This window comes from Pseudomonas sp. AC355, from assembly GCF_979258205.1.
The window spans coordinates 3,962,726-3,989,061 of the sequence record NZ_OZ409843.1 but is presented as its reverse complement, the minus strand read 5'-3'; the positions used below and the strand labels follow the sequence as shown (position 1 = coordinate 3,989,061).

The 26,336-nt window shown below is 61.2% G+C and carries 24 protein-coding genes and 1 pseudogene; 10 read left to right on the top strand and 15 right to left on the bottom strand.

The window, feature by feature from the left end; all coding sequences use genetic code 11:
• Nucleotides 1–66: 66 nt before the first annotated feature.
• The gene (locus ACZ0AI_RS18710; RefSeq protein ID WP_463563158.1) at nucleotides 67–360 is read right to left on the bottom strand and encodes a DUF1330 domain-containing protein; all 294 of its coding nucleotides are present in this window, start codon (nucleotides 358–360) and stop codon (nucleotides 67–69) included.
• A gap of 74 nt (nucleotides 361–434) precedes the next feature.
• Between ACZ0AI_RS18710 and ribBA the strand changes: the two genes are divergently transcribed.
• The 6 genes and pseudogenes from ribBA (at nucleotide 435) to ACZ0AI_RS18680 (ending at nucleotide 7,272) form a co-directional block, all read left to right on the top strand.
• Nucleotides 435–1,541, top strand: a complete 1,107-nt coding sequence (ribBA, locus tag ACZ0AI_RS18705) for a bifunctional 3,4-dihydroxy-2-butanone-4-phosphate synthase/GTP cyclohydrolase II (protein ID WP_463563157.1) — start codon at nucleotides 435–437, stop codon at nucleotides 1,539–1,541.
• A gap of 242 nt (nucleotides 1,542–1,783) precedes the next feature.
• Nucleotides 1,784–2,809, top strand: a complete 1,026-nt coding sequence (locus tag ACZ0AI_RS18700) for an ABC transporter substrate-binding protein (RefSeq protein ID WP_463563156.1) — start codon at nucleotides 1,784–1,786, stop codon at nucleotides 2,807–2,809.
• Nucleotide 2,810: 1 nt separating this feature from the next.
• The gene (locus ACZ0AI_RS18695; RefSeq protein WP_042553444.1) at nucleotides 2,811–3,719 is read left to right on the top strand and encodes an ABC transporter permease; all 909 of its coding nucleotides are present in this window, start codon (nucleotides 2,811–2,813) and stop codon (nucleotides 3,717–3,719) included.
• A gap of 6 nt (nucleotides 3,720–3,725) precedes the next feature.
• The gene (locus tag ACZ0AI_RS18690) at nucleotides 3,726–4,535 is read left to right on the top strand and encodes an ABC transporter permease (RefSeq protein WP_463563155.1); all 810 of its coding nucleotides are present in this window, start codon (nucleotides 3,726–3,728) and stop codon (nucleotides 4,533–4,535) included.
• Between the two features lie 17 nt (nucleotides 4,536–4,552).
• Nucleotides 4,553–5,702, top strand: a pseudogene (locus tag ACZ0AI_RS18685) (ABC transporter ATP-binding protein).
• Between the two features lie 364 nt (nucleotides 5,703–6,066).
• Entirely contained in the window at nucleotides 6,067–7,272 is a 1,206-nt protein-coding gene (locus ACZ0AI_RS18680) for a DUF5924 family protein (RefSeq protein WP_463565973.1), read from the top strand.
• A gap of 16 nt (nucleotides 7,273–7,288) precedes the next feature.
• Here the strand turns inward: ACZ0AI_RS18680 and ACZ0AI_RS18675 are convergent, their stop codons facing one another.
• From ACZ0AI_RS18675 to ACZ0AI_RS18650, 6 genes are all read right to left on the bottom strand, one after another.
• Nucleotides 7,289–8,518 carry a nucleoside recognition domain-containing protein gene (locus ACZ0AI_RS18675; RefSeq protein WP_463563154.1) on the bottom strand — a complete coding sequence of 410 codons (1,230 nt, stop codon included), beginning with the start codon at nucleotides 8,516–8,518 and terminating at the stop codon, nucleotides 7,289–7,291.
• A gap of 125 nt (nucleotides 8,519–8,643) precedes the next feature.
• Complete coding sequence (locus tag ACZ0AI_RS18670; RefSeq protein WP_225836351.1) at nucleotides 8,644–9,108, bottom strand: inhibitor of vertebrate lysozyme family protein; 465 nt, start codon at nucleotides 9,106–9,108, stop codon at nucleotides 8,644–8,646.
• A 3-nt stretch (nucleotides 9,109–9,111) separates the two neighbouring features.
• Entirely contained in the window at nucleotides 9,112–9,276 is a 165-nt protein-coding gene (locus tag ACZ0AI_RS18665; RefSeq protein WP_013789335.1) for a DUF1328 domain-containing protein, read from the bottom strand.
• Between the two features lie 62 nt (nucleotides 9,277–9,338).
• Nucleotides 9,339–9,620 (bottom strand): hypothetical protein, encoded by a 282-nt coding sequence (locus ACZ0AI_RS18660; RefSeq protein WP_463563153.1) that lies wholly within the window; start codon nucleotides 9,618–9,620, stop codon nucleotides 9,339–9,341.
• A 218-nt stretch (nucleotides 9,621–9,838) separates the two neighbouring features.
• Entirely contained in the window at nucleotides 9,839–10,270 is a 432-nt protein-coding gene (locus ACZ0AI_RS18655) for a PA2169 family four-helix-bundle protein (RefSeq protein ID WP_463563152.1), read from the bottom strand.
• A gap of 86 nt (nucleotides 10,271–10,356) precedes the next feature.
• Nucleotides 10,357–11,208: a BON domain-containing protein gene (locus ACZ0AI_RS18650; protein WP_463563151.1), complete on the bottom strand. Its 852-nt coding sequence runs from the start codon at nucleotides 11,206–11,208 to the stop codon at nucleotides 10,357–10,359.
• Nucleotides 11,209–11,435: 227 nt separating this feature from the next.
• Here ACZ0AI_RS18650 and algB point away from each other — a divergent pair, with 227 nt between their 5' ends.
• Nucleotides 11,436–12,779: a sigma-54-dependent response regulator transcription factor AlgB gene (gene algB / locus ACZ0AI_RS18645; protein ID WP_463563150.1), complete on the top strand. Its 1,344-nt coding sequence runs from the start codon at nucleotides 11,436–11,438 to the stop codon at nucleotides 12,777–12,779.
• Nucleotides 12,776–14,560: a KinB sensor domain-containing domain gene (locus ACZ0AI_RS18640; protein ID WP_463563149.1), complete on the top strand. Its 1,785-nt coding sequence runs from the start codon at nucleotides 12,776–12,778 to the stop codon at nucleotides 14,558–14,560. The genes algB and ACZ0AI_RS18640 overlap by 4 nt, the downstream gene beginning before the upstream one ends.
• A 55-nt stretch (nucleotides 14,561–14,615) precedes the next feature.
• Here the strand turns inward: ACZ0AI_RS18640 and ACZ0AI_RS18635 are convergent, their stop codons facing one another.
• Both ACZ0AI_RS18635 and ACZ0AI_RS18630 read right to left on the bottom strand, forming a co-directional pair.
• The gene (locus ACZ0AI_RS18635) at nucleotides 14,616–15,398 is read right to left on the bottom strand and encodes an N-acetylmuramoyl-L-alanine amidase (protein WP_463563148.1); all 783 of its coding nucleotides are present in this window, start codon (nucleotides 15,396–15,398) and stop codon (nucleotides 14,616–14,618) included.
• A complete protein-coding gene (locus ACZ0AI_RS18630; RefSeq protein WP_463563147.1) occupies nucleotides 15,395–15,988 on the bottom strand; it encodes a MarC family protein in 594 nt (197 codons plus the stop codon). Before ACZ0AI_RS18630 ends, ACZ0AI_RS18635 begins: the two co-directional genes overlap by 4 nt.
• Before the next feature lie 156 nt (nucleotides 15,989–16,144).
• Between ACZ0AI_RS18630 and ACZ0AI_RS18625 the strand changes: the two genes are divergently transcribed.
• A complete protein-coding gene (locus ACZ0AI_RS18625; protein WP_463563146.1) occupies nucleotides 16,145–17,578 on the top strand; it encodes a DASH family cryptochrome in 1,434 nt (477 codons plus the stop codon).
• 66 nt (nucleotides 17,579–17,644) lie between these two features.
• On the opposite strand, the gene ACZ0AI_RS18620 is transcribed toward ACZ0AI_RS18625, so the two are convergent.
• The 6 genes from ACZ0AI_RS18620 to ACZ0AI_RS18595 form a co-directional block, all read right to left on the bottom strand.
• The gene (locus ACZ0AI_RS18620) at nucleotides 17,645–18,547 is read right to left on the bottom strand and encodes a response regulator (RefSeq protein ID WP_463563145.1); all 903 of its coding nucleotides are present in this window, start codon (nucleotides 18,545–18,547) and stop codon (nucleotides 17,645–17,647) included.
• A 143-nt stretch (nucleotides 18,548–18,690) separates the two neighbouring features.
• Complete coding sequence (gene phoU, locus ACZ0AI_RS18615; protein WP_225836376.1) at nucleotides 18,691–19,419, bottom strand: phosphate signaling complex protein PhoU; 729 nt, start codon at nucleotides 19,417–19,419, stop codon at nucleotides 18,691–18,693.
• Nucleotides 19,420–19,592: 173 nt separating this feature from the next.
• Complete coding sequence (gene pstB, locus ACZ0AI_RS18610; RefSeq protein WP_463563144.1) at nucleotides 19,593–20,426, bottom strand: phosphate ABC transporter ATP-binding protein PstB; 834 nt, start codon at nucleotides 20,424–20,426, stop codon at nucleotides 19,593–19,595.
• Between the two features lie 87 nt (nucleotides 20,427–20,513).
• Nucleotides 20,514–22,190, bottom strand: coding sequence for a phosphate ABC transporter permease PstA (gene pstA / locus ACZ0AI_RS18605; RefSeq protein WP_463563143.1), 1,677 nt, complete (start codon nucleotides 22,188–22,190; stop codon nucleotides 20,514–20,516).
• A gap of 13 nt (nucleotides 22,191–22,203) precedes the next feature.
• Nucleotides 22,204–24,489 (bottom strand): ABC transporter permease subunit, encoded by a 2,286-nt coding sequence (locus ACZ0AI_RS18600; RefSeq protein WP_463563142.1) that lies wholly within the window; start codon nucleotides 24,487–24,489, stop codon nucleotides 22,204–22,206.
• A gap of 166 nt (nucleotides 24,490–24,655) precedes the next feature.
• On the bottom strand, nucleotides 24,656–25,624 hold the full coding sequence (locus tag ACZ0AI_RS18595) for a PstS family phosphate ABC transporter substrate-binding protein (protein ID WP_225836391.1): 969 nt from the start codon (nucleotides 25,622–25,624) through the stop codon (nucleotides 24,656–24,658).
• A gap of 288 nt (nucleotides 25,625–25,912) precedes the next feature.
• Here ACZ0AI_RS18595 and ACZ0AI_RS18590 point away from each other — a divergent pair, with 288 nt between their 5' ends.
• Nucleotides 25,913–26,314 (top strand): acyl-CoA thioesterase, encoded by a 402-nt coding sequence (locus ACZ0AI_RS18590; RefSeq protein WP_225836393.1) that lies wholly within the window; start codon nucleotides 25,913–25,915, stop codon nucleotides 26,312–26,314.
• Nucleotides 26,315–26,336: the final 22 nt, after the last annotated feature.

Here is a 26,336-nt window from a genome sequence, read left to right as displayed (position 1 = left end):
GAATATTCGATTTGGTGGGCTAAAGCCCACCCTTGAACCGTCTCCCCCCTCAATCATCAAAAACGCTCAGGGCTCCATGCCCTCGACGATGATCACTTCCGAGCGCGCGGCGCCGGCCCGGTAGCTGCTGGCTTCCTGGTAGGCCTCGGAGCGATAGCAAGCCACGGCCTGATCGTAGGTGGGGAATTCGATCACCACGCTGCGTTGTGGCGTGACTCGGCCTTCCTGCGCTTCGGAGCGGCCGCCGCGGGCCAGGAACTTGCCACCGAAAGCAGCGAAGGCCGCCGGGGCGCGCTTGGTGTATTCCACGTAGCGCTCGGGGTCGGTGACGTCCACGTGCGCGATCCAGTAACCCTTCATGATTGACCTCCTTTAATTTGATTTCGTATTACGGTATACCATAATTTAAAATAACCCAGCCGACGAGATCCGCCATGCCCTTCCATCCCATTCGTGAACTCATCGATGACTTCCGCCAGGGCAAGATGGTGTTGCTGGTCGATGACGAAGACCGCGAGAACGAGGGCGACCTGCTGCTCGCTGCGCAGTTCTGTACGCCTCAGGCGATCAACTTCATGGCCCGTGAAGCACGTGGGCTTATCTGCCTGACCCTGACCGACGAGCACTGCCAGCGGCTGGGCCTGGAACAGATGGTACCGAGTAACGGTAGCGTGTTTTCCACCGCCTTCACCGTTTCCATCGAAGCCGCCAGCGGCATCACCACCGGTATTTCCGCCGCCGACCGGGCGCACACGGTACTCACCGCCGTTGCGTCCGGCGCGACAGCGGCCGACTTGGTGCAGCCGGGCCATGTATTCCCGCTGCGAGCCAAGGAAGGCGGTGTACTGACCCGCGCGGGACATACCGAGGCCGGCTGCGATCTGGCCAGGCTGGCCGGCCTGACCCCGGCTGCGGTGATAGTCGAAGTCATGAACGAGGACGGCAGCATGGCCCGCCGCCCGCAGCTGGAGGCCTTCGCCCAGTCCCACGGCATCAGGATAGGCACCATCGCCGACCTCATCCAGTACCGCCTGAGCACCGAGCACACGGTCACCCGCATCGGCGAGCGCGAGCTGCCCACCGTGCACGGCGAGTTCCGCCTGATCACCTATGAAGACCGTATCGCCGGCGGTGTGCACATGGCCATGGTGATGGGCGACATCCGCCACGACGAGCCGACCCTGGCGCGCGTACATGCCATCGATCCGCTGCGCGATCTGGTCGGCGCCGAATACACCGGCCCGCGCAGCTGGACGCTATGGGCCGCCCTGGAACGCATCGCTGCCGACGGCAAGGGCGTCGTCGTGGTGCTGGCCAACCACGAATCGTCCCAGGCGCTGCTCGAACGCGTACCGCAACTGACCCAGCCGCAGCGCCCGTTCAACCGTGGCCAGACACGGGTCTATTCGGAGGTCGGCACCGGGGCACAGATTCTGCAGGATCTCGGCGTCGGCAAGCTGCGTCACCTGGGCCCGCCGCTCAAGTACGCGGGTCTTGCCGGCTATGAACTGGAGGTTGTGGAGACCGTGCCCTTCGAGTGAGCGAAGGCCACGGATGACCGGTCGTGCAAGCGAGACAAGAAGTGCGGCAAAGCGCTTGCGGAAAGTTTGGAATACCATAATATGATATCCCTAAGGCCAGCCAGTTTATCGTGTGCCCCGCAAGGGAAAACCACAAAGACAGCACCGATATTGGCCGCCATTCAGATCCCCTGGATCCACTGCTCCGGTTAAGCGGGCACAACGCTCGCTTGCGAAAAAACACAACAAAGAGGGCAAGCAAGATGGTGTTTATCAAAGGTGTGACCTCGGTGCTCGCCGCGAGCATTCTGAGTGCAGCAGTCGCCACCTCGGCCGCTGCCGAAACCGTCAACTTCGTGAGCTGGGGCGGTAGCACCCAGGACGCGCAAAAGGCCGCCTGGGCGGATCCGTTCAGCAAGAACAGCGGCGTCATCGTGGTGCAGGACGGCCCTACCGACTACGGCAAACTCAAGGCCATGGTCGAAAGCGGCAACGTGCAGTGGGATGTGGTCGACGTGGAAGCCGACTTCGCCCTGCGCGCTGCAGCCGAAGGTCTGCTGGAGCCACTGGACTTCGGCGTCATCGAGCGTGAGAAGATCGACCCGCGCTTCGTCTCCGATCACGGTGTCGGTTCGTTCTTCTTTTCCTTCGTGCTCGGCTACAACGAGGGCAGCCTCGGCAACAAGAAGCCGGAAGACTGGAGTGCGCTGTTCGATACCGCGACCTACCCCGGCAAACGCGCCCTCTACAAGTGGCCGAGCCCGGGCGTGATCGAGCTGGCCCTGCTGGCTGACGGTGTTGCCGCCGACAAGCTGTACCCGCTGGATCTGGATCGCGCCTTCAAGAAACTCGACACCATCAAGAAAAACATCGTCTGGTGGGGCGGCGGCGCGCAGTCGCAGCAACTCCTGGCTTCCGGCGAAGTCAGCATGGGGCAGTTCTGGAACGGCCGTATCTATGCCTTGCAGGAAGAAGGCGCACCGGTAGCGGCAAGCTGGAAACAGAACCTGGTCATGGCCGACTTCCTGGTCATCCCCAAGGGCGCCAAGAACAAGGACGCGGCCATGAAGTTCCTGGCTCACGCCAGTGCCGCCAAGGGCCAGGCCGACTTCGCCAACCTCACCGCCTACGCGCCGGTCAACGTCGACAGCGTGCAACGTCTGGACTCGGTGCTGGCACCGAACCTGCCCACCGCGCACGTGAGCGATCAGATCACCCTGGACTACGCCTACTGGGCGAAGAACGGGGCGGACATCGCCACCCGCTGGAACGAATGGCTGGTGAAGTGAAATGACCGCGCTCCGTACCCCTGAGGTCGGTGCAGCAAACCGTCGGCGCGACAGCGCCGACGGTAACGCGGAACGGGCGGCGCGCTGGCGCGGCGCCCCGTACCTGCTGCCGGCCCTGCTGTTCCTCGGGTTGTTCTTCCTGACGCCGCTGATCGGCCTGCTGCTGCGCGGCGTGCTGGAACCGGAGCCGGGCCTGGGCAACTACGCACAACTGTTCGCCAATTCGGCCTACTCCAAGGTGCTGTTCAACACCTTCGCGGTAGCCGGGCTGGTGACCGTAATCAGCCTGCTGCTGGGTTTCCCCCTGGCCTGGGCGATCACCCTGATGCCGCGCGGCTGGGGCCGCTGGCTGTTGAATATCGTCCTGCTGTCGATGTGGACCAGCCTGCTGGCACGCACCTACTCCTGGCTGGTGCTGCTGCAGTCCTCTGGCGTGGTGAACAAGACGTTGATGGCCATGGGCATCATCGATCAGCCGCTGGAGATGGTGCACAACCTGACCGGCGTGGTGATCGGCATGAGCTACATCATGATTCCGTTCATCGTGCTGCCACTGCAGGCGACCATGAGCGCCATCGATCCGATGGTCTTGCAGGCCGGCTCGATCTGCGGCGCCAGCCCGTGGCGCAACTTCTTCAAGGTGTTCCTGCCGTTGTGCAGGCCGGGCATTTTTAGCGGCGGCCTGATGGTCTTCGTGATGTCCCTGGGTTACTACGTGACCCCGGCACTGCTCGGCGGCGCACAGAACATGATGCTGCCCGAATTCATCATCCAGCAGGTGCAATCGTTCCTTAACTGGGGCATTGCCAGCGCGGCGGCAGCCTTGCTGATCCTCATCACGCTGGTGCTGTTCTACGTCTACCTGAAGCTGCAACCGGAATCGCCGGTCGCTTCCAGCACTGCGAGGTAAGCCGCCATGCTGCTGTCACCCAATGCCATGGGTCGTGGCCTGCGCTACGGCCTGACCGCGACCACCGCGCTGATCGCCGTGTTCCTGCTGCTGCCGATCCTGTTCATCGTGCTGCTGTCGTTCGGCTCCTCGCAGTGGCTGGTGTTCCCCCCACCGGGCTGGACGTTCAAGTGGTACGGGCAGTTCTTTTCCAACGCGCAGTGGATGGACTCGGCGCTGGTCAGCCTCAAGGTGGCCATACTGACGACCGTCTGCGCGGTCGCCATCGGCATGCCCAGTGCCTTTGCGCTGGTGCGCGGAAAATTTCCGGGCCGCGAACTGCTGTACGCGTTGTTCACCCTGCCGATGATCGTGCCACTGGTGATCATCGCCGTGGCCGTGTACGCGCTGTTTCTCAAGCTCGGCTACACCGGCACGCTGTTCGCCTTCGTGGTCAGCCACGTGATCGTCGCGCTGCCGTTCACCATCATCTCGATCATCAACTCGCTGAAGCTGTTCGATCAGTCCATCGAGGATGCCGCGGTGATCTGCGGCGCCACGCGCCTACAGGCCATCGTCAAGGTGACCTTCCCGGCCATCCGCCCGGGCCTGGTGGCCGGCGGCCTGTTCGCCTTCCTGGTTTCCTGGGACGAAGTGGTGCTCAGCGTGATGATGGCCAGCCCCGGCCTGCAGACGCTGCCGGTGAAGATGTGGACGACGCTGCGCCAGGATCTCACCCCCGTGATCGCCGTCGCCTCGACGCTGCTGATCGGTCTTTCCCTGCTGGTCATGGTCATCGCCGCCATCGTGCGTCGGCGCACCGACGTCAAAGCCTGAGTGCCGAGGAGAATTTCATGAGTGCTGTCATCCAAGAAAACCGGGCACCACAGACGCTGGTCAGCCTGCGCAACCTGAACAAGCATTACGGCGACTTCACCGCTGTGGATAACATTTCCCTGGAGATCCAGGAGGGAGAATTCCTCACCTTCCTCGGCTCCAGCGGCTCGGGCAAGAGCACCACGCTGTCGATGCTGGCCGGCTTCGAAACCCCCAGCTCCGGGGAGATCCTGGTCGAGGGCAAATCCTTGGTCAACGTGCCGCCGCACAAGCGCGATATCGGCATGGTGTTCCAGCGCTATTCGCTGTTTCCGCACCTCGACGTGCGCCAGAACATCGCCTTTCCCCTGGCGATCCGCAAACTGAGTACTGCCGAGCAGCAGCGCCAGGTCGAGGCCATGCTCAAGCTGGTGCAGCTCGGCGAGTTCGCGCACCGCCGTCCGGCGCAACTTTCCGGCGGCCAGCAACAGCGCGTGGCGATTGCCCGCGCGCTGGTCTACGAACCGCGCATCCTGCTGATGGACGAACCCCTCGGCGCGCTGGACAAGAAGCTGCGCGAAGACCTGCAGGACGAGTTGCGTCACCTGCACCGGCGCCTGGGCATCACCATCGTCTACGTGACCCACGATCAGGAAGAAGCGATGCGCCTGTCACAGCGCATCGCTATCTTCAGCCACGGCAAGATCGTCGGTCTGGGTAGCGGTTATGACCTCTACCAGAACCCGCCAAACGCCTTCGTCGCCTCCTTCCTCGGCAACTCCAACTTCCTGCGGACCGAAGGTCAGTGGCCAGGCCGCCGTGCAGTTCGAGCAGCAGAGCCTGTCGATCACCCCGACCGCCAACCTGAAGAACGATCAGGACGTGCTGCTGATGCTGCGCCCGGAAAAAGCCCAGGTGCTGCCGCAGCAAGTCGCTGCGCAGACGCCGCTGCCAGCCGGCTGGAACGAGATCCCCGTGCAGGTCACCGAAGTGGTGTTCCTGGGCGAGAGCCTGACCTGCCACGTGGTCACACCCGGCGGCTGCCACCTGACCCTCAAAGCCATGGGCAGCGGCCTGCAACCCCTGCAGCCCGGCGCCCAGGCGCGTGTACGCTGGGCCGCCAGCGATGCCTGCCTGTACGACAGCTGGAACGAGAGCGACCTGAACAAGGCCGCGGGTGCTCACTGAGAGCGGACACGGCTGATTCACTCTGCGGCCGCAGAAAGGCGAAAGCGGTCATCTGCTGCGGGGTTCGATCTGATCGTTCCTCACGCTTCGCGTGGGAATGCCTGCAGGGACGCTCTGCGTCCGATGTCGAGGCCAAGCGAGGCAAAGCACCCTGGCCTGGGCTCCCACGCTGGAGCGTGGGAGCCATCAATTGGTGGGCTGAAGCCCACCAAATCGAACGTCCGCTATCGCCTTGCTGCGCTCAATCGGCCGGTTTGCCAGGCTGTGAACATTAGCCGCGCCTGATCGGCGGAAGCCTCAGGTTCGGGCAAATACAGTATCCTGCGCATCGTTCTTGATCACTATCAGAGCCGCCTTGCCTCTTATCACCTCCAGTAAAAATCTCGTTTTCCGGATCATCGCGCTGATGCAGCGCCATCCGGGCGCCATCGCTGTATTCGGTTTTCTCTCCGGGGTGGCGAGCTTCGTACTGGTCGACCGCCAGGCCGGGCTGGCCAAGGTGCTCGCTCTGGTGATGCTGATCAGCTGGCTCTGGCTGATTCTGGAGAATATGCTGCGCGAGCGCATCGCCGCCCGCTTCGGCTTCGAGCTACCCCGCCCGCTGTTGCGCTATGCCACACAGATGATCCACCAGGAAAGTCTGTTCTTCGTCCTACCGTTCTTCTTTATCACCACCACTTGGAACAGTGGCCAGGCAATGTTCAGTGGGTTACTGGCAGGCGCGGCGCTGGTCTCGATCATCGACCCGCTTTACTACAAGTGGCTGGCACCACGGCGCTGGATCTTCCTCGCGTATCACACGCTGGCCTTGTTCGCCGTGCTGCTCACGGCGCTGCCAATCATCTTCAAGCTCAACACCACCGAGAGCTATCAGTTTTCGCTGGCAGCGGCCGTACTGCTGTCGTTCCCGAGCCTGTTCAGCATCATCACCGTGCGTAAATGGTGGCGCGGTCTGTTGCTGGTCGGCCTGACGCTGGCCATCGGCGCTGTTGGCTGGCTGGGGCGTACCTGGGTGCCTCCGGCCACGCTGTGGCTGACCGAGGTGGCTATCACCACTGAATTCGACAACCAGAATCGCTCGCCCGGCGAAGGCATCGAAGAACTCAGCGTCAGCCAGCTGCGCAGCAGTGGCCTGTACGCTTACACGGCGATCAATGCGCCGCGTGGACTGGATGAGCGCATCTACCACGTCTGGGAACATGAAGGTCGCGAACTGGAACGTATCGCTCTGAATATCCACGGTGGTCGCGAAAAAGGCTACCGCGCCTGGACGCACAAGAAGAACTTCCCGCAGGACGTGGAGGGTGACTGGCAGATTCAGGTGTTGACCGAAGCAGGCCAGATGATCGGCGTGCTGCGCTTCGCGGTAACGCCCGATGCGGGTGCGCCAGCGAGTCCTTCAGCAGGCTCCAAGCAGGCGCCGCCAGAAGTGCAAGAGCCCGCGGCCACGCCAGAAACTGAGCCTGAGCCTGAGCCGCAGGCCGACCCAGCACCGGAACCTGAACCTGAACCGCAAGCAGAGCCCGATGCCGAGCACGCAGATCAGCCACCACGCCCGGCAGGCAGTTGAGCGATCTCAGCCGCTCTCAGCCGAAGAACCAATAACAGACGGAAATGGCGGCCACCACGCCGGCAAACTCGGCCAGCAGTGCACAACCCACCGCATGCCGGGCACGCTGGATGCCCACGGCGCCAAAGTACACCGCCAGCACGTAGAACGTGGTTTCGGTACTGCCCTGAATGATCGCTGCAGCCAGCGCCGGGAAACTATCGACGCCCTGGCTCTGCATGGTTTCAATCAACATCGCCCGCGCCGCACTGCCGGAGAATGGCTTGACCATCGCCGTAGGCAGCGCATCGACGAAGCGGGTATCCCAGCCGCCCCAGGCAACGAGCCAGCGAATACCATCAAGCGCGAACTCCAACGCCCCGGATGCGCGCAGCACACCAACCGCACAGAGCATCGCCACCAGATAAGGCAGCAAACTTTTGGCCACGTCGAAGCCTTCCTTGGCTCCTTCGATGAATTGCTCGTAGACCTGCACCTTGCGCAACGCACCGATCACCAGGAATGCGACGATCACCCCAAGCAGCGTCAGATTACCCAGCAAAGACGACAGGGCCGCTAGTGCAGTAGCGGACATGCCGGCAAGCAGCGCCATGAAACCGCCCAACAGCAATGCGCCGGGAATCATGTAGGCCAGCACCACCGGATCCCACAGACGCAGGCGCTGCATGATGGCCACGGAGAACAGGCCGACCAGGCTCGACGCACTGGTCGCCAGCAGAATAGGCAGAAACACCAACGTCGGGTCAGGCGCGCCTTGCTGAGCGCGGTACATGAAGATAGTGACGGGCAGTAACGTCAGCGATGAGGCATTGAGCACCAGAAAGAGAATCTGCGCGTTGCTCGCTGTGGTGCTGCTTGGGTTGAGATCCTGCAGCGCGCGCATGGCCTTGAGGCCGATGGGCGTGGCGGCATTATCCAAGCCCAAGCCATTGGCCGCGAAGTTCATGGTGATAAAACCAAGCGCTGGATGGCCACGCGGCACTTCAGGCATAAGCCGGGCGAACAGCGGGCCGAGCAGCCGGGCCAGTGCATCCACCAGGCCGGCTTTCTCGGCGATACGCAACAGCCCAAGCCACAGGGTCAGCGTGCCGAACAGCAACACCATCACCTCGACCGACAGCTTGGCCATGGCGAACAGACTTTCCACCATCGCGGCGAATACGGCTGGATCGTCGGCCAGCAACCAGCGGCTGAGCCCCGCTACCGCTGCTACCACGAAAAAGCTCAGCCACAGACCGTTGAGCATACGTCACCCCCTAGAACATAGCGGCTGATGATAACGCGGCCAGGTAAGGGAAGTGACAAACGAGAGACAGTGATTTTGTCGGATTACAGATAGAGCAACGGCGCCAGAAGGCGCCGTCAGCAGCATCAGTACCAGTTGGGGTCTTTCTTCAACTGTTCCTGTAGCAGTTGCTTGACTCCGTCGTCCGGCTCACCGAGCCAACGCAGATCAGCATGCTCACTGGGTGTCTTGTCCTCCGGTAAACCTTCGGGCAACTGCACCCAGAGCGCGTACGCGTCATCCTTGTCCGGGGTGAAGGCAACGTAGAGGCGCTGATTGAAACAGTTGGATGTTTCGCACAACTGCCCGACCAGGTACTGGTCGCCGTCTTCTTCCAGCGTCTTCATGGGCGTAGCCACGCCACTGAGGTTGATCACCCATTCGGGCAAACGCTCCTCATCCTGGATGAGCTCCTTCCATGCTTCACGATAGTCAGAATTGCTCCCGAGCAGGTCGTTGAGGCGGAATTCACCATCGTTGGCGGCCAAGGCCGCCGCGCTACCGCCCAGCATCAGGGCGGCAACGAGCGTCTTGAATCGATTCATCGTCATGGCCTAACCCCGAGGGCGGCGACCCATGATGAACGAAACGATGAACATGACCAGGAACACCACGAAAAGGATTTTCGCGATACCTGTGGCAGTGCCTGCGATACCACCGAAGCCCAGAACGGCAGCGACAATGGCGATGATCAGAAAGGTAATGGCCCAACTCAGCATGGCGTTTCTCCTTGGTTTTTTGAGGTCTTACGGGTGTAACAGTTAAAAAATCGGCAGGCGTCTCAGAACACCCAACGGGTTTGCTTGACTGGCGCTTCCACGGTGTCAGCACGTACCCAATCACCGGTGGTTTGCACGCTTACGGTCTGGCTTACTGTCTGAAAGGAGGCCGGAACAGCAGAGACAGCAGCAGGTTGAACGGTGACTGGCACATGAACCTGACTGGAGACTTGCGGTTCGACGGCTTGCGACTGGGGAGCCTTGAACGACACGCTCAACAACAAAACCAGGACAGCGGCGACCGCTAGGATCAGGATCTCGGTGTGGGCGCGGTGAAGGTTCATCTGAAGCTCCTTTAAATCGTTGCCGAACGGCTTAGCGTTCTTTTCATGACTTATAGAATTGCAGCCTGCGTGCCAGCTCTAATAAAAAATAAAATCCTTATAAATCAACAATTTAAAAAACAAAACCAAGTGCCATCATTGGCATCCTGCACGATCACGTTACAAAGCTCGGGCGTTCTGCACGACGAAAAAGGCGGCACATCCCTGTGCCAACCGGCTTACATGGCGTGCTTCAGATCACGCATACGGTCATGACAGGCACGCACCTTGGGCATTTCCACGGCCAGCAATGCACGCACGTCTGGCTCGGCGCTCTCCAGCGCATCCTCGAAAGCATGCAGGATGCGATCTTCCGCCTCTTCCAGTTGCGCCACATAAGTGGCTTCTTCATCGCTGGACAACGTGGCACGCGCGTCGGCATAAGCCTGGCGCAGCTTGCCCACCACCGTACCGCTGGACGTCGGCTCTTCCTGATTGGCAGCGACCTTGACCGACAGGGCCTGAATCACCTGGTTCTTGGTTTGCGACATGTCACGGAACAGCGCCTGCAGGCGCACGTCCTTGACCTCATCATGGGCGTGTTCGTAGAAGCGCTGGCCGTCACGGATGATGGCGATCAGTTCGTTGAGTTGCTCGGTCTTGTTGTTCATGGCGATGTTCCTGTCTTTTATAGGCAGTGCCGTCAGCGGCACTGCATAGAATGGCGGTCGCTGGCGACCACCTCCCTTGCTGCTCTTTAGCTGGCGATGCGCAGGGCGTCGGCATCGACGCCGCGCACGCCACGAATGTTGCGCGCGGTCTCGACGGCAAGGCGCTTCTCGGCATTGCTCAACACGGTGCCGCTGAGGCTCACGAAGCCCTCGCGGGTATCGACCTTGATGTTCAGGCTGTCGAGGTTGCGGCTGTACAGGAAGCTGGACTTCACCTTGCCGGTGATCCAGGTGTCGCTGATCGAGGCGGCCGCATCATTGGCAGCGTTCTGCGCTTCGGCCGCTGCACTGTCGGCCGTGTTGATGCTGAGGTGGTTGTGCACCTCGCGAACGCCTTCGGTATTGGTGACGAGCTCACCGGCCAGCTCCTTGGCCACCGGCGTACCGGCATTGCCGCTGAGGCTGACCACGCCGTTTTCGGCACGCACCTGAATGTCCAGGCCCTCGGTGTTGCTGTTCCACAGCAGCTTGGATTTGACCGTAGCTGCCAGGGTGGCGTCATCGAAGCGTTGGGCCAGCGTCTTTTCAGTAGTGATTCGCGCCTGCTCGTCGACGACAGCAACCTCTATGTCTGGGTCGACTTCAAGATCGTTGCTCACCTCACGGACGCCTTCGATGCTGCCCGCCAGCTCGGCGGCCAGCTCGCGCTCAGCGGAGTTTTCCACCACGCCCCTCAGGGTGGCGGTGCCGTCTTCCACCGAGACCACTATCTCGAAAGGACTCAGGTGTCGGTTCAAAGCGAATGCCGTATCGATGGCACCCTGCTGCCGGGCATCGCTCAACTGCCGGTCAATTCCCTCCTCAGCCGCCTGTGCAAGCGGTGCCAGGGTGATAAGACCGGTGATGGCCATGGCCAGTGCGGATTGTCTCAACAGCATGTAACGCCTCCTCCTGTAATTCAAAAATCCCGCAGCAAAGCGGTCAGAAGGACGTCGCAAGCGTTATGCCAGCCGCCAAAAAAATAAAAACCAACTAAAATCAGCCGGTTAAATCCAAGTCATGGCAGCTGGCCGCTTGCACGATGCAAGATCACGTCATACTGGCCGTGCAACTTGCACGAAGATTTCTGGACTAATCTCTGCCATCCACCCCATGGAGCACGTAAATGGAAGCAACAGGTCAGAGCGGGCGCATCCTGCTGGTCGACGACGAAGCGGCTATCCTGCGTACCTTCCGCTATTGCCTGGAGGACGAGGGCTACCAGGTCACCACCGCCAACAGCGCCGCGCAAACCGAGTCGCTGCTGCAACGGCAAGTGTTCGATATGTGCTTCCTCGACCTGCGCCTGGGCGATGAAAACGGCCTGGATGTGCTCGCGCAGATGCGCATCCTCGCGCCCTGGATGCGCGTGGTGATCGTGACTGCGCATTCGGCCATTGATAGCGCCGTGGATGCGATGCAAGCCGGCGCCGCCGACTACCTGGTCAAGCCATGCAGCCCGGATCAGTTGCGCTTGGCTGCTGCCAAACAGTTGGAGGTGCGCCAGCTATCCGCGCGCTTGGAAGCCCTGGAAGGCGAGGTGCGCAAACCCAGCGACGGCATCGATTCGCATAGCCCAGCGATGATGGCGATTCTGGAAACCGCACGGCAGGTAGCGACCACCGATGCCAATATCCTGATCCTCGGCGAGTCCGGCACCGGTAAAGGCGAACTGGCGCGTGCCATCCACGGTTGGAGCCGCCGCGCGAAGAAATCCTGCGTTACCATCAACTGCCCATCGCTGACTGCCGAGCTGATGGAAAGCGAGCTGTTCGGCCACAGCCGCGGTGCCTTTACCGGGGCCAGCGAAAGTACCCTGGGGCGGGTCAACCAGGCCGACGGCGGCACGCTGTTCCTCGACGAGATCGGCGACTTCCCGCTGACCCTGCAACCCAAGCTGCTGCGCTTCATCCAGGACAAGGAATACGAGCGCGTGGGCGACCCGGTGACCCGCCACGCCGACGTACGAATCCTCGCAGCGACCAACCGTGACCTCGCTGAAATGGTCAAGGAAGGACATTTCCGCGAAGACCTGTTGTACCGCCTGAACGTCATCACCCTGAACCTGCCGCCACTGCGCGAACGCGCGGACGATATCCTTACCCTGGCAGACCGCTTCCTTGCCCGTTTCGTTAAGGATTACGCCCGCCCAGCACGCGGTTTCAGCGAGGAAGCGCTGAAGGCACTGCTCGACTATCAATGGCCCGGCAACATTCGTGAACTGCGCAACGTGATCGAACGCGCCAGCATCATCTGCCCCGGCGAATGGGTCGATGTCGGCCACCTGGGGATGAGCGCACCAACAACCAGCAGCGCCCCACGCGTCGGTGCCGACCTCAGCCTCGAAGAACTGGAAAAGGCCCATATCTCGGCGATATTGGCCAACAGCGATACCCTTGATCAAGCCGCAAAAACACTGGGTATCGATGCTTCGACGCTGTATCGAAAACGTAAGCAGCTCGGCCTATGAAGCTGCGCAGCAAGCTTTTTCTCAGCACCAGCGCCCTGCTCACCGTAGCCTTGCTGGGGCTGATGCTGGGTATTTTTAGCGTGCTACAGCTCACCCAATCACAAAACCGCACACTCACCCACAACCTGGAGGTTATCAGCGACAGTCTCGATCTGCGCCAAGAACTGGGCAAACAGCTGTTTCTGATGCTTGGCGAGGATTTCAATCAGCAGACAGTGCAGAACCTGAAGGAGTCCGATCTGCGCATCCGCAAATGGATTGACGATGGCCTGAATGCGAGTCCGACAGAAGCGGATCGTCAGGCGATCGTCGATATCCAGGCCGCCTACCAGAACTTCAGTCAACTTCTCGAAGATCCATTGACCGTACGCCACCAACTGCTTACCAACGATGATTTCGCCAGAACCATCGAGACTGTCCGCGACCGCCTCAACGCCTTGCAGGTGAGCTACGTGACGGCCGTACAGCAGTCGGAAGCCGCATCCCGCGACCGTGCCTGGCTGATCGCCGGGCTACTGGGGCTGGTCGGCCTCGCGGTGCTGGTGATCGGCTTCATCACCGCGCACACCATCGCCCGCCGAGTCGGTCAGCCGATCGATGCGCTGGCCCGCGCTGCAGACCAGATTGGCCGCGGCGACTTTCAGGTGACCTTACCAATTACCCCGGTTGCCGAACTGTCCGCGCTGAGCCGCCGTTTCGGTCTCATGGCGGAGAGCCTGCGCCAGCTCAAGAGCAGCAACGTCGAGGCGTTGATGGCTGAGCAGCACCGTCTGCAGGCAGTACTCGACAGCATCGACGACGGCCTGCTGATCTTCGGTCGCGATGGCCTGCTCGAACACTTCAATCCGGTCGCCCAGCGGCAGCTCGGCTGGCATGACCAGCCCCTCGGCCAGAGCCCCAGCCAGGCCCTGGCGCGCCCGGAGTTGGATGACCAACTGCAGCACGTACTGCAGGGCCACAGCCTGGAGCAGCGGCTGGCAGATCTGCAGGTCGAGGCGAACGGCGAAACCCGCCTGCTCAACTACAGCCTGACACCGGTCAGCCAGGGCCAGGGGCATATCCTCGGCGCCGTGATGGTGCTGCATGACGTGACCGAACAGCGTGCCTTCGAACGGGCCAGGAACGAATTCGTGCTGCGCGCCTCCCACGAGTTGCGCACCCCGGTAACCGGCATGCACATGGCGTTCGGCCTGCTGCGTGAGCGCAGCAAGTTCGCGGAGGAGTCCCGGGAAGCGGATCTGGTGAGTATCGTCGACGAGGAAATGGAACGTCTGGTGCACCTGATCGAAGACCTGCTCAATTTCTCCCGCTACCAGAGCGGCGTGCAAAAACTCGAGTTGGCACCTTGCGACATTCCCGACCTGCTCGAACAGGCCGCCAAACGGCACACGGGTAAAGCGCAAGCACAGCAGATCAGCCTGGTGCTGAAAGCCGGTGAGGCGCTACCGCGCATCCACCTTGATCGGACACAGATCGACCGCGTGCTCGACCACCTGATCGACAACGCGCTGCGCCACAGCCCAGAAGCCGGCACCATTCGCCTGCTGGCGCAACGCCAAGATGAGCGGCTGTTGATCAGTATCGAGGATGAGGGCGAAGGTATTGCCTATGGCCAGCAGGCCAGGCTGTTCGAGCCCTTTGTGCAGATTGGCCGCAAGAAAGGCGGCGCCGGGCTCGGCCTGGCGCTGTGCAAGGAAATCGTCCAGTTGCATGGCGGCCGCATCGGCGCCGAATCCCACCCAGGCCAGGGCGCGCGATTCCATATGTCCTTACCGCTGTAGCGGGAAAACAAGGTACGGCGCCACCGTCACGGCGCCTGCCCCCATCAATTCAGCGCTATGCCTTGCTCATGCGATTGAGCACCAACAGCAGCGCCGCCGTTTCCGCATCAGGCTGACCATCGTAGAGCGCTTGCCGGTACTTCATCTGGAAGGCGCGGATCACGTTGCGGGTCGCTTCGTCGAGCACGCCGCTATCCGGGACCACGTAGCCCTGCACGGCTAACTGCTGTTGGAACCATGCGACGTCTGGCAGGCTGAGGGTGTAAACGGCCTGCTCGCTCGCGACTGCGGCGGCGTCCGGCCAAGGCATCAGGCCGGCATCGGCCAGTTGCTTCCAGGGAAACAGTGGGCCCGGATCGACCTTGCGCTGTGGTGCGATATCGCTATGCCCGATGATGCTGCCAGGCGGCAACTGGTGGCGCTGCATAATGTCCTTGAGCAGCACGATCAGCGTGTCGATCTGCTGTTGGGCGTAAGGCTGCCAGTAACGGCCCTTGGGCGTGTCGAAGTAGCCCTGATTGATCAGTTCAATGCCGATGGTAGTGCCGTTGAGCCAGGTGCGGCCCTGCCACTCACTGACCCCGGCGTGCCAGGCACGGCGATTCTCGTCGACCAGTTGGTAGATGGTCGGCGGCACCGCATTGATCAGATAGTGGGCACTGACCTCTTCCTTGGTCAGCAGCTCCAGGGATCGTGGCAGATCCGCCGAGGTGTAGTGCAGCACGATGTACTGCACCCGGCTGCTCTGGCCGCTGGACGTGTAGCTGTGATCGATACGAAGCCCACTGGCACAGCCAGCGAGCAGAAGGGCGAACAAGGTAAGACTGAAGAATTTCATGGCTGGATATGCAATACGCTTTGTAGATTGTCCAACAGCATGTCGACGCTGAGCATGATCAACAACATGCCCATCAGCCGCTCCACTGCGGTCAGCCCGCGAGGGCCAAGGAAACGCTGCAGGAACGAAGCCTGCAACAGGATGAACGCTGTCGCGGCCCAGGCCAGGATCAGCGCGAGGTAGAGCTCCCAGAGCTCGCCTTCGTGGGTATTGCGCAAGGTCATCAGCACCGCTAGTGCAGATGGCCCGGCCACTGCAGGCGTGGCCAGCGGCACGAGCATCGGTTCACCGTCTGGGACATCCCCGAGCACGCCGTTCGGGCTGGGAAATATCAGGCGCATGGCGATGACGAACAGGATGATACCGCCCGCGATCGCGGTTGCCTCCCGCGACAGGCCCAGCGAGCTAAGCACTTTGTCACCAAAGGTAAGGAACAGCAGTAGCAATCCCAGGGCGAACAACAGCTCACGCGCGGCCACCCGCAAGCGCCGCTCAGGGGCGACGTTCTTCAAAGCGGCAATGAAGATAGCGATGTTGCCGAACGGATCGGTGACCAGAAAAAGCAGCACGGCGATGCTGAAGATGTCCATGTTCGGGCTCCTGAAAACAGCCGCACAGTCTAGTGGCTGTAACCGCCGACGTCTGTCAGCAATGCGCCGTCGTATTACCAGCCTCGACCTACCAGCGGTCGGCGCCAGACGGCGCTGAACTTGTCATACCTCTCAGCAATCCATAGTGAGTCCACTATGAGAGAACATTCCATGCGTGCGCTGCTCTGGTTCAAACAGGATCTCCGCCTCGACGATCATCCCGCACTGCAGGCGGCCCTTAGTGCCACACACCTTCTGCCCTTGTACGTGCTCGACCCAGCGTTGCTGCAGCTGGACGCATTCGGTAGCCGACGCATTGGCGTCCAGCGTGCGCGTTTTCTGCTGGAAAGCCTGACGGCACTCGACAGTGCCCTGCGCCAACGCGGCTCGAAGCTTCTGGTACTGATGGGCAAACCAGAAGAGATGATCGTGCAGATGGTCGAACAATTCGACCTGCAGCAGGTTCTGACCCTCGACGAGATCGCTCCACAGGAGATCGCCCAGATTGCCCGTGTACGCGAGGGCCTTGGCTCCGTTCCCCTGCGTACGGCGCAAGGCAACAGCTTGTTCAGCGAAGCCGAACTGCCATGCCCTCTGCAGCAATTGCCCCAGGTGTATAGCCAGTTCCGGACGCTGATCGATACGCGCCAGTACGTCTTCCAACCCCAGGCCGCACCCGATCAGTTGCCGCCGCTGCCAGATGGCGTCGATGCGCAGGCCTTCGGCTTGCCGACCCAATCCCAGTTCGGGCTTGGCGATACGCTGAGCATTGCGCCTAGCGCATTCCCCTTTTCGGGTGGCGAAATCGCCGCTCAAGCACGCTTGCGTGATTACCTATGGGACAGCCAAGGCGTTCGCCACTACAAGGAAACCCGTAACGGCATGATCGGCAGCGAGTACTCGTCAAAATTCTCGCCTTGGCTGGCCAACGGCAGCCTGTCTCCACGCCGTGCCGCCGCCGAGTTACGCCGTCATGAGGCACTCCACGGCGCCAATGAGTCTACTTACTGGCTGTGGTTGGAGCTGCTATGGCGTGAATTCTTCCGCTGCACATTGCAGCGTCACGGCCAGGCGCTCTTTGAGGCCGGTGGCCTGAAGGCCACCGAACGCGCTCCACAGCAGATCGACGAACGCTTCGAGCGTTGGGCGCATGGACGCACCGGCATGCCACTGGTCGACGCCAACATGCGCGAGCTGATCGCGACAGGGTACATGTCCAACCGGGGGCGGCAGGTGGTCGCCAGCTACCTGGTCAGCGACCTGCAACAGGACTGGCGTCATGGCGCGGCCTGGTTCGAGGAACACCTGATCGATTATGACCCGGCCAGCAACTGGGGCAACTGGGCCTACCTCGCCGGGGCTGGCAGTGATCCACGGCTCAAGCGCACGTTCAACGCACTCAGGCAGGCCCGCCAGTATGATCCTCGAGGCGAGTACGTAAGCTTGTGGATTCCGGAATTACGCAGCCTACCGGAGCACCTGCGGCATACCCCATTCCTGCTGCCGCACCTAGAGTTGGAGGCAATCCATTATCCAAGGCTGGAACAGATTCCAGAATCCTGGCAGCCGCATCTTAACGACGTGGCATAAGGAGCAAGCCGAGTAGGCGCGCTACTCGGCTTGCAAGTGAAGAGCGCGTCGATGCTCAGGCGTGACTCAACCGCCTGGCGTGAAGTGTTTCTGGGTGGTACCACGGGCGATCAACCGTGACAGGTAATCCAACTTCTGCGGATCGCGGTCGACAAACCGCAACACAACCTGCAGCCATTCACTGTCGGGCTTCGGCTCGAAGGCAGCCACGCTATGCAAATAGCCGTTGAGCCGTGCCACTTCCGACGATTCGCCCTGCTCCAGATCAAGCACCACGCTTTCCAGCACTTGTGGGATCAGCTCACCGCGTTTGACCACCAGCAACGCTTCCTTGAGGCTCAGAGCCTTGACTACACAAGCCATCGTGCCACCAGGTAAACGCAGCTGTCCCTGACTGCGCCCCATCGGCGTATTCGGCGCGGCCTTGGCAACCGCGGGGCTGGCGCTGAACGCCGCCGCAGGCTGTGCAGCGCTGGCCGGGCGCACTACCTCGGTCTTACCGGCAGTCAGCGCCGACAGCGAATCATTGGCGAAGGCGCCACTGCTGAGCATTTTCGGCGGTGCAGCGGCCATCAACCCCGCCAGCTTGCCACTGCGCTGCAGGGCCTTCTTGACCTTGGTGATCAGTTGCTCGTTGGAGAACGGCTTGCCGATGAAATCCGAGACGCCGGCCTGAATGGCCTGCACGACGTTTTCCTTGTCGCCACGGCTGGTGACCATGATGAACGGCACACCCTTCAGCGCTTCCTGTTCACGGCACCACTGCAGCAGCTCAAGGCCGGACATCTCCGGCATTTCCCAATCGCAGAGGATAAGGTCGATCGGATTACGACCGAGCACCTGCTGGGCCTTGCGCCCGTTCACCGCTTCCTCGATCTGGACACCGGGAAGATGGTCGCGCAGCCCCTTCTTCACCAGATCGCGGATAAAGGTGGCGTCGTCCACCACCAATACACTGACTTTGCTCATCGACCACTCCCTCGAATGGTCATTAGCATAGACGCCAGCACTGGCCTAAGGCCAACACTAAAGCGCAAGCCTGCGGGAACACCTGAAGCTGGCCAACCCATGCTGGGCATCCACGCACTCTCAGGGTGCCAGAGCAGCCAGGATCACTCCTTGGCGCCACCCTGTACTTCTTCCTGCATGCGGGTCAGACCGATATGTTTAACGTCGGTGCCGCGTACCAGATAGATGACCAATTCGGCGATGTTGCGCGCGTGATCGCCAATACGCTCCAGCGAACGCAGTGCCCAGATCACATTGAGCACGCGGGAGATCGAACGCGGGTCTTCCATCATGTAGGTGACCAGTTCGCGCAGCGCGGTCTTGTATTCGCGGTCGACCGTCTTGTCGTACTGCGCTACCGATAGCGCCAGATCGGCATCGAAACGAGCGAAAGCGTCCAGCGCCTGCTGCACCATCTTGCGCACCTGATCACCGATGTGGCGAACCTCGACGTAGCCGCGCGGCGACTCGCCTTCCTCGGTCAGCAGGATCGCGCGCTTGGCGATCTTGGTCGCTTCATCGCCGATGCGCTCCAGGTCGATCACCGACTTGGAAATGCTGATGATCAGGCGCAGATCCGAAGCCGCCGGCTGACGACGGGCGAGAATGCGTACGCACTCTTCGTCGATGTTGCGCTCCATCTGGTTGATCTGGTCATCGATCTCGCGCACCTGCTGAGCCAGGCCGGAGTCGGCCTCGATCAGCGAAGTGACGGCGTCGTTGACCTGTTTCTCGACCAGGCCGCCCATGGCCAGGAGGTGGCTGCGCACTTCCTCCAGCTCGGCGTTGAACTGCTGGGAAATATGATGTGTCAGGCTGTCTTTGTTGATCATCTGTTTCGCTCCGCGAAAGCTACGCTTGAGTGGCCATGGTGCGCCCGCACCTTCCACGTTTATCTCAGCACCAAGGCCCTTGGAAAATGCTCACCGGCGCGAAGGGCGTGCGCTGACAGTACGAGTAGTACGGCAAGCGAGCCCGACAAAGCCAGGGAGTATTTGCCATGGCATCAGCCGTAGCGGCCGGTGATGTAGTCTTCCGTCTGCTTCTTGGCCGGGTTGGTGAACAGCGCATCGGTGTCGCCGAATTCGATCAGCTTACCCATGTACATGAACGCCGTGTAATCGGAAACCCGCGCCGCCTGCTGCATATTGTGGGTAACGATAACGATGGTGTACTTGGATTTGAGTTCGTAGATCAGCTCTTCGACCTTCAACGTGGAGATCGGGTCGAGGGCCGAGCACGGCTCATCGAGCAGCAGCACTTCCGGCTGCACTGCCACGGTACGGGCGATCACCAGGCGCTGCTGCTGACCACCGGAAAGACCGAGGGCTGATTCATGTAGGCGATCCTTGACCTCATCCCACAACGCCGCGCTCTTCAGGCCCCATTCCACGGCCTCGTCGAGGATGCGTTTCTGGTTGATACCTTGGATACGCAGGCCGTAGACCACGTTCTCGTAGATGCTTTTGGGGAACGGGTTAGGCTTCTGGAACACCATGCCAACGCGACGGCGCAGTTCGGCGACGTCTTCACCCTTGCGGTAGATGTCGCGACCGTCGATGTTGATCTCGCCTTCCACACGGCAACCGTCGACCAGATCGTTCATCCGGTTGAAAGTACGCAGCAGGGTCGACTTGCCGCAACCGGACGGGCCGATGAAGGCTGTCACGCGCTGCTTGGGGATGTTCATCTTGACGTCGTACAGGGCCTGTTTGTCGCCATAGAACAGGTTCAGGCCCGGCACTTCGATGGCCACGGTTTCGTTGGCCAGGTTGAGGCTCTGCTTGTCACGGCCAAGAGCCGAGATATCGATGCCGTGGGAAGCGGTTTCGTGTTGCATGAATAATCTCCTTCGGGGGCTACAGGCTTCAAGCTGCAGCGTGAGCCGGCTTGCGCCTGACGCTTCACGCTACGGCCTGCAGCCGCCTTAATGATCCAGGGCCTTGTACTTCTCGCGCAGACGGTTACGCATGTAGACAGCCGTCAGGTTGAGAATCGCGATGACCATTACCAGCAGCAGCGCAGTGGCATAAACCAGCGGTCGCGCAGCTTCGACGTTGGGGCTTTGGAAGCCGACGTCATAAATATGGAAACCTAGGTGCATGATTTTCTGGTCAAGGTGCAGGTAAGGATAGTTGCCATCCACCGGCAGGCTCGGGGCCAGCTTCACCACACCGACCAGCATCAGCGGCGCCACTTCACCAGCAGCGCGGGCCACGGCGAGGATCAGTCCGGTCATCATCGCCGGGCTGGCCATTGGCAGCACCACACGCCACAGCGTTTCGACCTTGGTGGCACCCAGCGCCAGAGAACCTTCACGCAGCGCCCGCGGAATCCGTGCCAGGCCTTCCTCGGTGGCGACGATCACCACCGGCACGGCGAGCAGCGCCAGGGTCAGCGAGGCCCACAACAGGCCGGGAGTACCGAAGGTCGGTGCCGGAGCGGCCTCGGGGAAGAACAGCCGGTCGATGGAACCGCCGAGCACGTAAACGAAGAAGCCCAGACCGAACACGCCGTAGACGATCGCCGGAACACCGGCCAGGTTATTCACGGCGATACGAATGACCCGGGTCAGCGGCCCCTGCTTGGCGTATTCACGCAAGTAGATCGCTGCGATCACACCAAACGGGGTGACGATGACCGCCATGATCAGGGTCATCATGATGGTGCCGAAGATCGCCGGGAAGATGCCGCCCTCGGTATTGGCCTCACGCGGATCATCGCTGACGAACTCCCACAGCTTGCTGCCGTAGAAGCTGAGCTTGTCGAGGCTCGACATGGCGTTCGGACGGAATGCACGAACCACTTTACCGAGGCTGATTTCCTGCTCACGGCCATCGGCCGAACGAACGGTCATGCTGTCGCGATTGAACTGCTGGTGGCGGGCATTGAGCTCGGTTTCCAGCACCTTGTACTCGGCATCCCAGCGGGCCCGTTCGGCGTCGAGGTCGGCCTGGGCCGCCTCAGTCAGTTGACCGCTGAGTTCCAGCTTGCGGGTCTGTAGACGGACGCGCTCGAGACCGGCGTTGATGCGGCCAATATCACGCTTCTCGAGCTGCACGATCTGGCCGTGCAGATCGTCGACACGATCAATACGCTTCTGCAGCTCCGACCAGGCGGCATCACCTTCAGCAACCAGCTTGCCGTCTTCCTTGACATTGAGTAGGTAGCCGTAGAAGTTGCCCCACTCACGGCGCTCGAAGGCGGTCAGGTCTGCGGGCTTGCGCTGCTCACCAAGCCATTCGCCAACCACCCAGGAGAAGTCGGCGCCATAGAGATCGCGGTTGCCGACCTTGAGCAGTTCGCGAGTCATGAACTCGCCGCCCTCGACATTCACCGGCAGACCAGCGGAGGCCAGGCGGGCACGGGGAATCTCTTCCTTCTGGACCACTTCGCCCGCCATGATCTTGGCTTCCTGGCCAGGGATCTGGTAGGTGGCCTCGATGATGTCGGACGGCCAGAAGTGGGCCAGACCACGGGTGGCGATCACTGACAGCAGACCCAAGGTCATGATGATGGCGATCGATACCGCACCGGCGTTCATCCAGATCCAGGGCGAACCGCTCTTGAACCAGGATTTCATGTTGTGCTGTTTCACGGACATAGTCTTGCAGTCCTCAGAGCGAAGCGTACTTGACGCGCAGGCGCTGACGCACCAGCTCGGCCAGCGTATTCATGACGAATGTGAACGACAGCAGCACCAGGGCGGAGAGGAACAGCACCCGATAATGGGTACCGCCCACTTCCGACTCAGGCATCTCTACCGCCACGTTGGCTGCCAGGGTGCGCAGACCCTCGAAGATGTTCATGTCCATGATCGGCGTGTTACCGGTGGCCATCAGCACGATCATGGTCTCGCCGACAGCACGGCCCATGCCGATCATCAGCGCCGAGAAGATACCCGGACTGGCTGTCAGGATCACCACGCGTGTCAGGGTCTGCCACGGCGTGGCGCCCAGGGCCAGAGAGCCGAATGTCAGGCTCTTCGGCACACTGAACACCGCGTCTTCGGCGATCGAGTAGATGTTCGGGATCACCGCGAAGCCCATGGCCAGACCGACGACCAGAGCGTTACGCTGATCGAACGGAATGCCCAGGTCATCACTCAGCCAAGCACGCATGTTGCCGTCGAACAGCCAGTTCTCCAGGTAGCCGCTCATGCTCAGCGAGACGATACCGACCAGCAGAATCACCGGAATCAGCAGCGCCGCTTCCCAGCCATCCGGCACACGCAGACGTACCGACTCAGGCAGGCGGCTCCACAGGAAGCCCGCCAGCAGAATGCCGATTGGCGTGAAGATCAACAGACTGAAGATGCCGGGTAGGTGCCCCTCCACATAGGGTGCGAGGAACAGACCGGCGAAGAAGCCGAGGATCACCGTCGGCAGCGCTTCCATCAGCTCGATGACCGGCTTGACCTTGCCGCGCATGGCCGGCGCCATGAAGTAAGCGGTGTAGATCGCCGCGGCAATGGCCAGCGGGGCGGCCAGCAACATGGCGTAGAAAGCGGCTTTAAGGGTACCGAATGCCAGCGGTGCCAGGCTCAGCTTTGGCTCGGCATCGGTGTTCGCCGAGGTCGACTGCCAGACGTAGGCCGGCTTGTCGTAGTTCTCGTACCAGACCTTGCCCCACAGCGAGCTCCAGGAAATCTCCGGGTGCGGGTTGTCGATCAGGATGCGCTCGATCTTGCCGTTGGCTTCGACCAGGGCGCGGTTGGCACGCGGCGACAGCGCGGCGATGTTATGCCCTTCGGCGACCGGCTCGACCAGCAGGGTACGGTGCGCAGTGCTGTGGAAGATGCCCAGATTGCCCGCGTCGTCCAGGGCGATGAAGCCCTTGCGGCGCTCTTCGGAAATGATCTGAGTGACCGGGCTGTCGGCCATCTTGAATTCACGAACTAGCTTGAGCGAAGAGTTACCGTCTTCGTCACGCACCATGAACCACTGCTGGATGCCACCGCTGCTGTCGCCAGTAAGCAGCGAGATGCCGCCCAGCAGCGAGGTTGCATAGGTGATTTCGCGATTGCCATCGTTGAGCAACTTGTAGCGACCGTTGAGGGCCTTGCTGCGCAGGTCGAATACATCGGCGGTGGCGCGACCGTTGACCACGAACAGCCAATGCTGGCGTGGGTCGATGGTCAATTCCTTGATCGGCTCGGCAATCTGCGGCAGCGCCAGGCGCTCCTCGCTGGTGCTGACTTCGCCGGTCATCATGTTCTCTTCACGGCTCAGGCTCAGAACCTGCAGCTCGCTACCCACGGAGCCCGCGATCAACAGCGTACCGCTGTTCACGCTGATGCCCATGTGCTCCAGCGGACGGCCTTGCGGGTCGATATCGAGCGGCGCTTCGCCGAACGGATAGACGATGGCCGGGGTAATGGTCTTCACATCATTCGGGTAAGAGATGCGATAGGTGTGCTCGAACACCAGCGCCTGACCATTGGAGAGGCCGAGGGCAACGCGATGGCTGCCAGGCTGATCTTCGCCGACGGACACCACCTCACTGCCTGCAGGCAGAGGCAGTTCGACGCTGGTCAGTGCCTCCATGCTCCTGGCATCGAAGAACTGGATCTTGCCGTCGCTCGCCAGGCGCATGCCGACCTGGTTCTGTTCTTCCAGGGACATCAACAGCGGGGTGCCCGCATCGGCCAGCCAGGCTGGCTGTACGGCATCGCGCTTCTCGATGTCTGCGCCCTGGAACATCGGCAGCACGACATAGGCAAGGTAGAAGAAGATCAGGGTGATGGCGCCCAGTACGGCCAGGCCACCAATCGACACGCACCAGCGTGCCAGGCGATCCTTGAAGGCGCGTATGCGGCGCTTGCGTTGCAGGGCCGGAGTGTTGAAGTCCAGCCCGAGGGAATTAGGAGAGGCGGTCATGGGTTCACTTGCCAAGTCATTCATAGTGGAGAGCGTCTCTGCGCGGCCATGAGCGCGCCGTATTTTCTGTGCGTTTCACGAGCCGGGCCAATTTAGCGCGTTCGTGTGACAGAAAAGTTACAGCACGGTGACGTAGCGAAGCCCGCCTCTCGGAGAGAGGCGGGCTTCATTGCTGCTTGTTACTAGAGGCTTACAGCCCCAGTTCCTTGCGGGTCTTCTCGACGACCTTGGCAGGCAGCGGGATGTAACCATCCTTGACCACGACGTCCTGGCCCTGCTTGGACAGGATCAGCTTCAGGAACTCTGCATCCAGCGGGCTCAGCGGCTTGTTAGGCGCCTTGTTCACATAGATGTAGAAGAAACGAGCCAGCGGGTACTTGCCCGACAGTGCGTTGTTCTCGTTGGCTTCTTCGACTTCGCCCTTCTTGTTCACCAGGGGAACGGCGCGGACGCTGGCGGTGCGGTAGCCAATGCCCGAGTAACCGATGGCGTTGACGGTGCTGGAGATCGACTGCACAACGGAAGCCGAACCTGGCTGCTCGTTGACGTTCGACTTGAAGTCACCTTTGCACAGGGCTTCTTCTTTGAAGTAGCCATAAGTGCCAGATACCGAGTTACGACCGAACAGCTGGATCGGCTTGGTAGCCCACTCGCCGCTCAGACCCAGCTCACCCCAGGTTTTCAGTTCCTTCGGCTCACCGCACAGACGGGTGCTGGAGAAGATGGCGTCGACCTGCTGCATGGTCAGCTGCTTGATCGGGTTATCTTTGTGCACGAACACGGCCAGGGCATCGATGGCGACCGGAACGGCAGTCGGCTTGTAGCCGTACTTCTGTTCGAAAGCCTGAATCTCGCTGTCTTTCATGGCGCGAGACATCGGGCCGAGGTTAGCGGTGCCTTCGGTCAGGGCGGGCGGTGCGGTGGAAGAACCGGCAGCCTGGATCTGGATGTTCACGTTCGGGTAGGACTGCTTGTAGTTCTCAGCCCACAGGGTCATCAGGTTGGCGAGGGAGTCGGAACCGACGCTGGACAGGTTGCCCGATACGCCCGAAGTCTTCTCATAGGTCGGCAGAGCCGGATCGACAGCGGCAACCGCATGGGCAGTGGCTACGCCAGCTGCAACAAATGTCATGGCCGCCATCAAACGCTTCAGTTTCATGCCTTGCTCCTAGCAGAGTGGTAATCATTGAGAGGCCGGCGTGCCGTGGTCGTAGCGCCCGATTTGCCGCCTTCTCACGATTGGGGTCGTGTTGGTGGAACGGGGCTCAGTATCGTCAGCCGATGTGACCACTCTATGTAATCAATATGACAGTTGGATGACGGCGCAAGATGAGCATCAGCGATGCAAATCCGAGTGCACGAGCGCGCGCAACGCGCTAAGGTCGCGAGGCGACCACCCAGTCGGTATACTTTCCAGGGCCACCACAGCGCCGCGAGCCGTGAACAGATGACAGACTTCGAACAGGAAGACCCGATACCTCAGGGCGATCTGGCCCTGCAGATCACCGCACTGCCGCGCGAGACCAATGGTTTCGGCGATATCTTCGGCGGCTGGCTGGTCTCGCAGATGGATCTGGCCGGCACGGCCATGGCGAGCAAGGTCGCTGCTGGCCGCGTCGCGACCGTGGCCATCGATCGCATGGCCTTCCTGGTTCCGGTGGCGGTTGGCGCACAGCTGTCCTTCTATACGCAGGCACTGGAGATCGGCCGTAGCTCGATACAGATGCTGGTAGAAGTGTGGAGTGATGACCCGCTTTCCAGCGAATGGCGCAAGGTCACCGAAGCGGTATTCGTGTTCGTCGCCATCGACGGCAGTGGCCGCACCCGCTCGGTACCACCGCGCCGCTGAGCGCAGTCGGCCCAACGTAGGC

Bases quoted from the DNA above. Each gene is read 5' to 3' on its own strand.
- ACZ0AI_RS18710 (WP_463563158.1), bottom strand. From the start codon at position 360: ATGAAGGGTTACTGGATCGCGCACGTGGACGTCACCGACCCCGAGCGC.
- ribBA (WP_463563157.1), top strand. From the start codon at position 435: ATGCCCTTCCATCCCATTCGTGAACTCATCGATGACTTCCGCCAGGGC.
- ACZ0AI_RS18700 (WP_463563156.1), top strand. From the start codon at position 1,784: ATGGTGTTTATCAAAGGTGTGACCTCGGTGCTCGCCGCGAGCATTCTG.
- ACZ0AI_RS18695 (WP_042553444.1), top strand. From the start codon at position 2,811: ATGACCGCGCTCCGTACCCCTGAGGTCGGTGCAGCAAACCGTCGGCGC.
- ACZ0AI_RS18690 (WP_463563155.1), top strand. From the start codon at position 3,726: ATGCTGCTGTCACCCAATGCCATGGGTCGTGGCCTGCGCTACGGCCTG.
- ACZ0AI_RS18675 (WP_463563154.1), bottom strand. From the start codon at position 8,518: ATGCTCAACGGTCTGTGGCTGAGCTTTTTCGTGGTAGCAGCGGTAGCG.
- ACZ0AI_RS18670 (WP_225836351.1), bottom strand. From the start codon at position 9,108: ATGACGATGAATCGATTCAAGACGCTCGTTGCCGCCCTGATGCTGGGC.
- ACZ0AI_RS18665 (WP_013789335.1), bottom strand. From the start codon at position 9,276: ATGCTGAGTTGGGCCATTACCTTTCTGATCATCGCCATTGTCGCTGCC.
- ACZ0AI_RS18660 (WP_463563153.1), bottom strand. From the start codon at position 9,620: ATGAACCTTCACCGCGCCCACACCGAGATCCTGATCCTAGCGGTCGCC.
- ACZ0AI_RS18655 (WP_463563152.1), bottom strand. From the start codon at position 10,270: ATGAACAACAAGACCGAGCAACTCAACGAACTGATCGCCATCATCCGT.
- ACZ0AI_RS18650 (WP_463563151.1), bottom strand. From the start codon at position 11,208: ATGCTGTTGAGACAATCCGCACTGGCCATGGCCATCACCGGTCTTATC.
- algB (WP_463563150.1), top strand. From the start codon at position 11,436: ATGGAAGCAACAGGTCAGAGCGGGCGCATCCTGCTGGTCGACGACGAA.
- ACZ0AI_RS18640 (WP_463563149.1), top strand. From the start codon at position 12,776: ATGAAGCTGCGCAGCAAGCTTTTTCTCAGCACCAGCGCCCTGCTCACC.
- ACZ0AI_RS18635 (WP_463563148.1), bottom strand. From the start codon at position 15,398: ATGAAATTCTTCAGTCTTACCTTGTTCGCCCTTCTGCTCGCTGGCTGT.
- ACZ0AI_RS18630 (WP_463563147.1), bottom strand. From the start codon at position 15,988: ATGGACATCTTCAGCATCGCCGTGCTGCTTTTTCTGGTCACCGATCCG.
- ACZ0AI_RS18625 (WP_463563146.1), top strand. From the start codon at position 16,145: ATGAGAGAACATTCCATGCGTGCGCTGCTCTGGTTCAAACAGGATCTC.
- ACZ0AI_RS18620 (WP_463563145.1), bottom strand. From the start codon at position 18,547: ATGAGCAAAGTCAGTGTATTGGTGGTGGACGACGCCACCTTTATCCGC.
- phoU (WP_225836376.1), bottom strand. From the start codon at position 19,419: ATGATCAACAAAGACAGCCTGACACATCATATTTCCCAGCAGTTCAAC.
- pstB (WP_463563144.1), bottom strand. From the start codon at position 20,426: ATGCAACACGAAACCGCTTCCCACGGCATCGATATCTCGGCTCTTGGC.
- pstA (WP_463563143.1), bottom strand. From the start codon at position 22,190: ATGTCCGTGAAACAGCACAACATGAAATCCTGGTTCAAGAGCGGTTCG.
- ACZ0AI_RS18600 (WP_463563142.1), bottom strand. From the start codon at position 24,489: ATGAATGACTTGGCAAGTGAACCCATGACCGCCTCTCCTAATTCCCTC.
- ACZ0AI_RS18595 (WP_225836391.1), bottom strand. From the start codon at position 25,624: ATGAAACTGAAGCGTTTGATGGCGGCCATGACATTTGTTGCAGCTGGC.
- ACZ0AI_RS18590 (WP_225836393.1), top strand. From the start codon at position 25,913: ATGACAGACTTCGAACAGGAAGACCCGATACCTCAGGGCGATCTGGCC.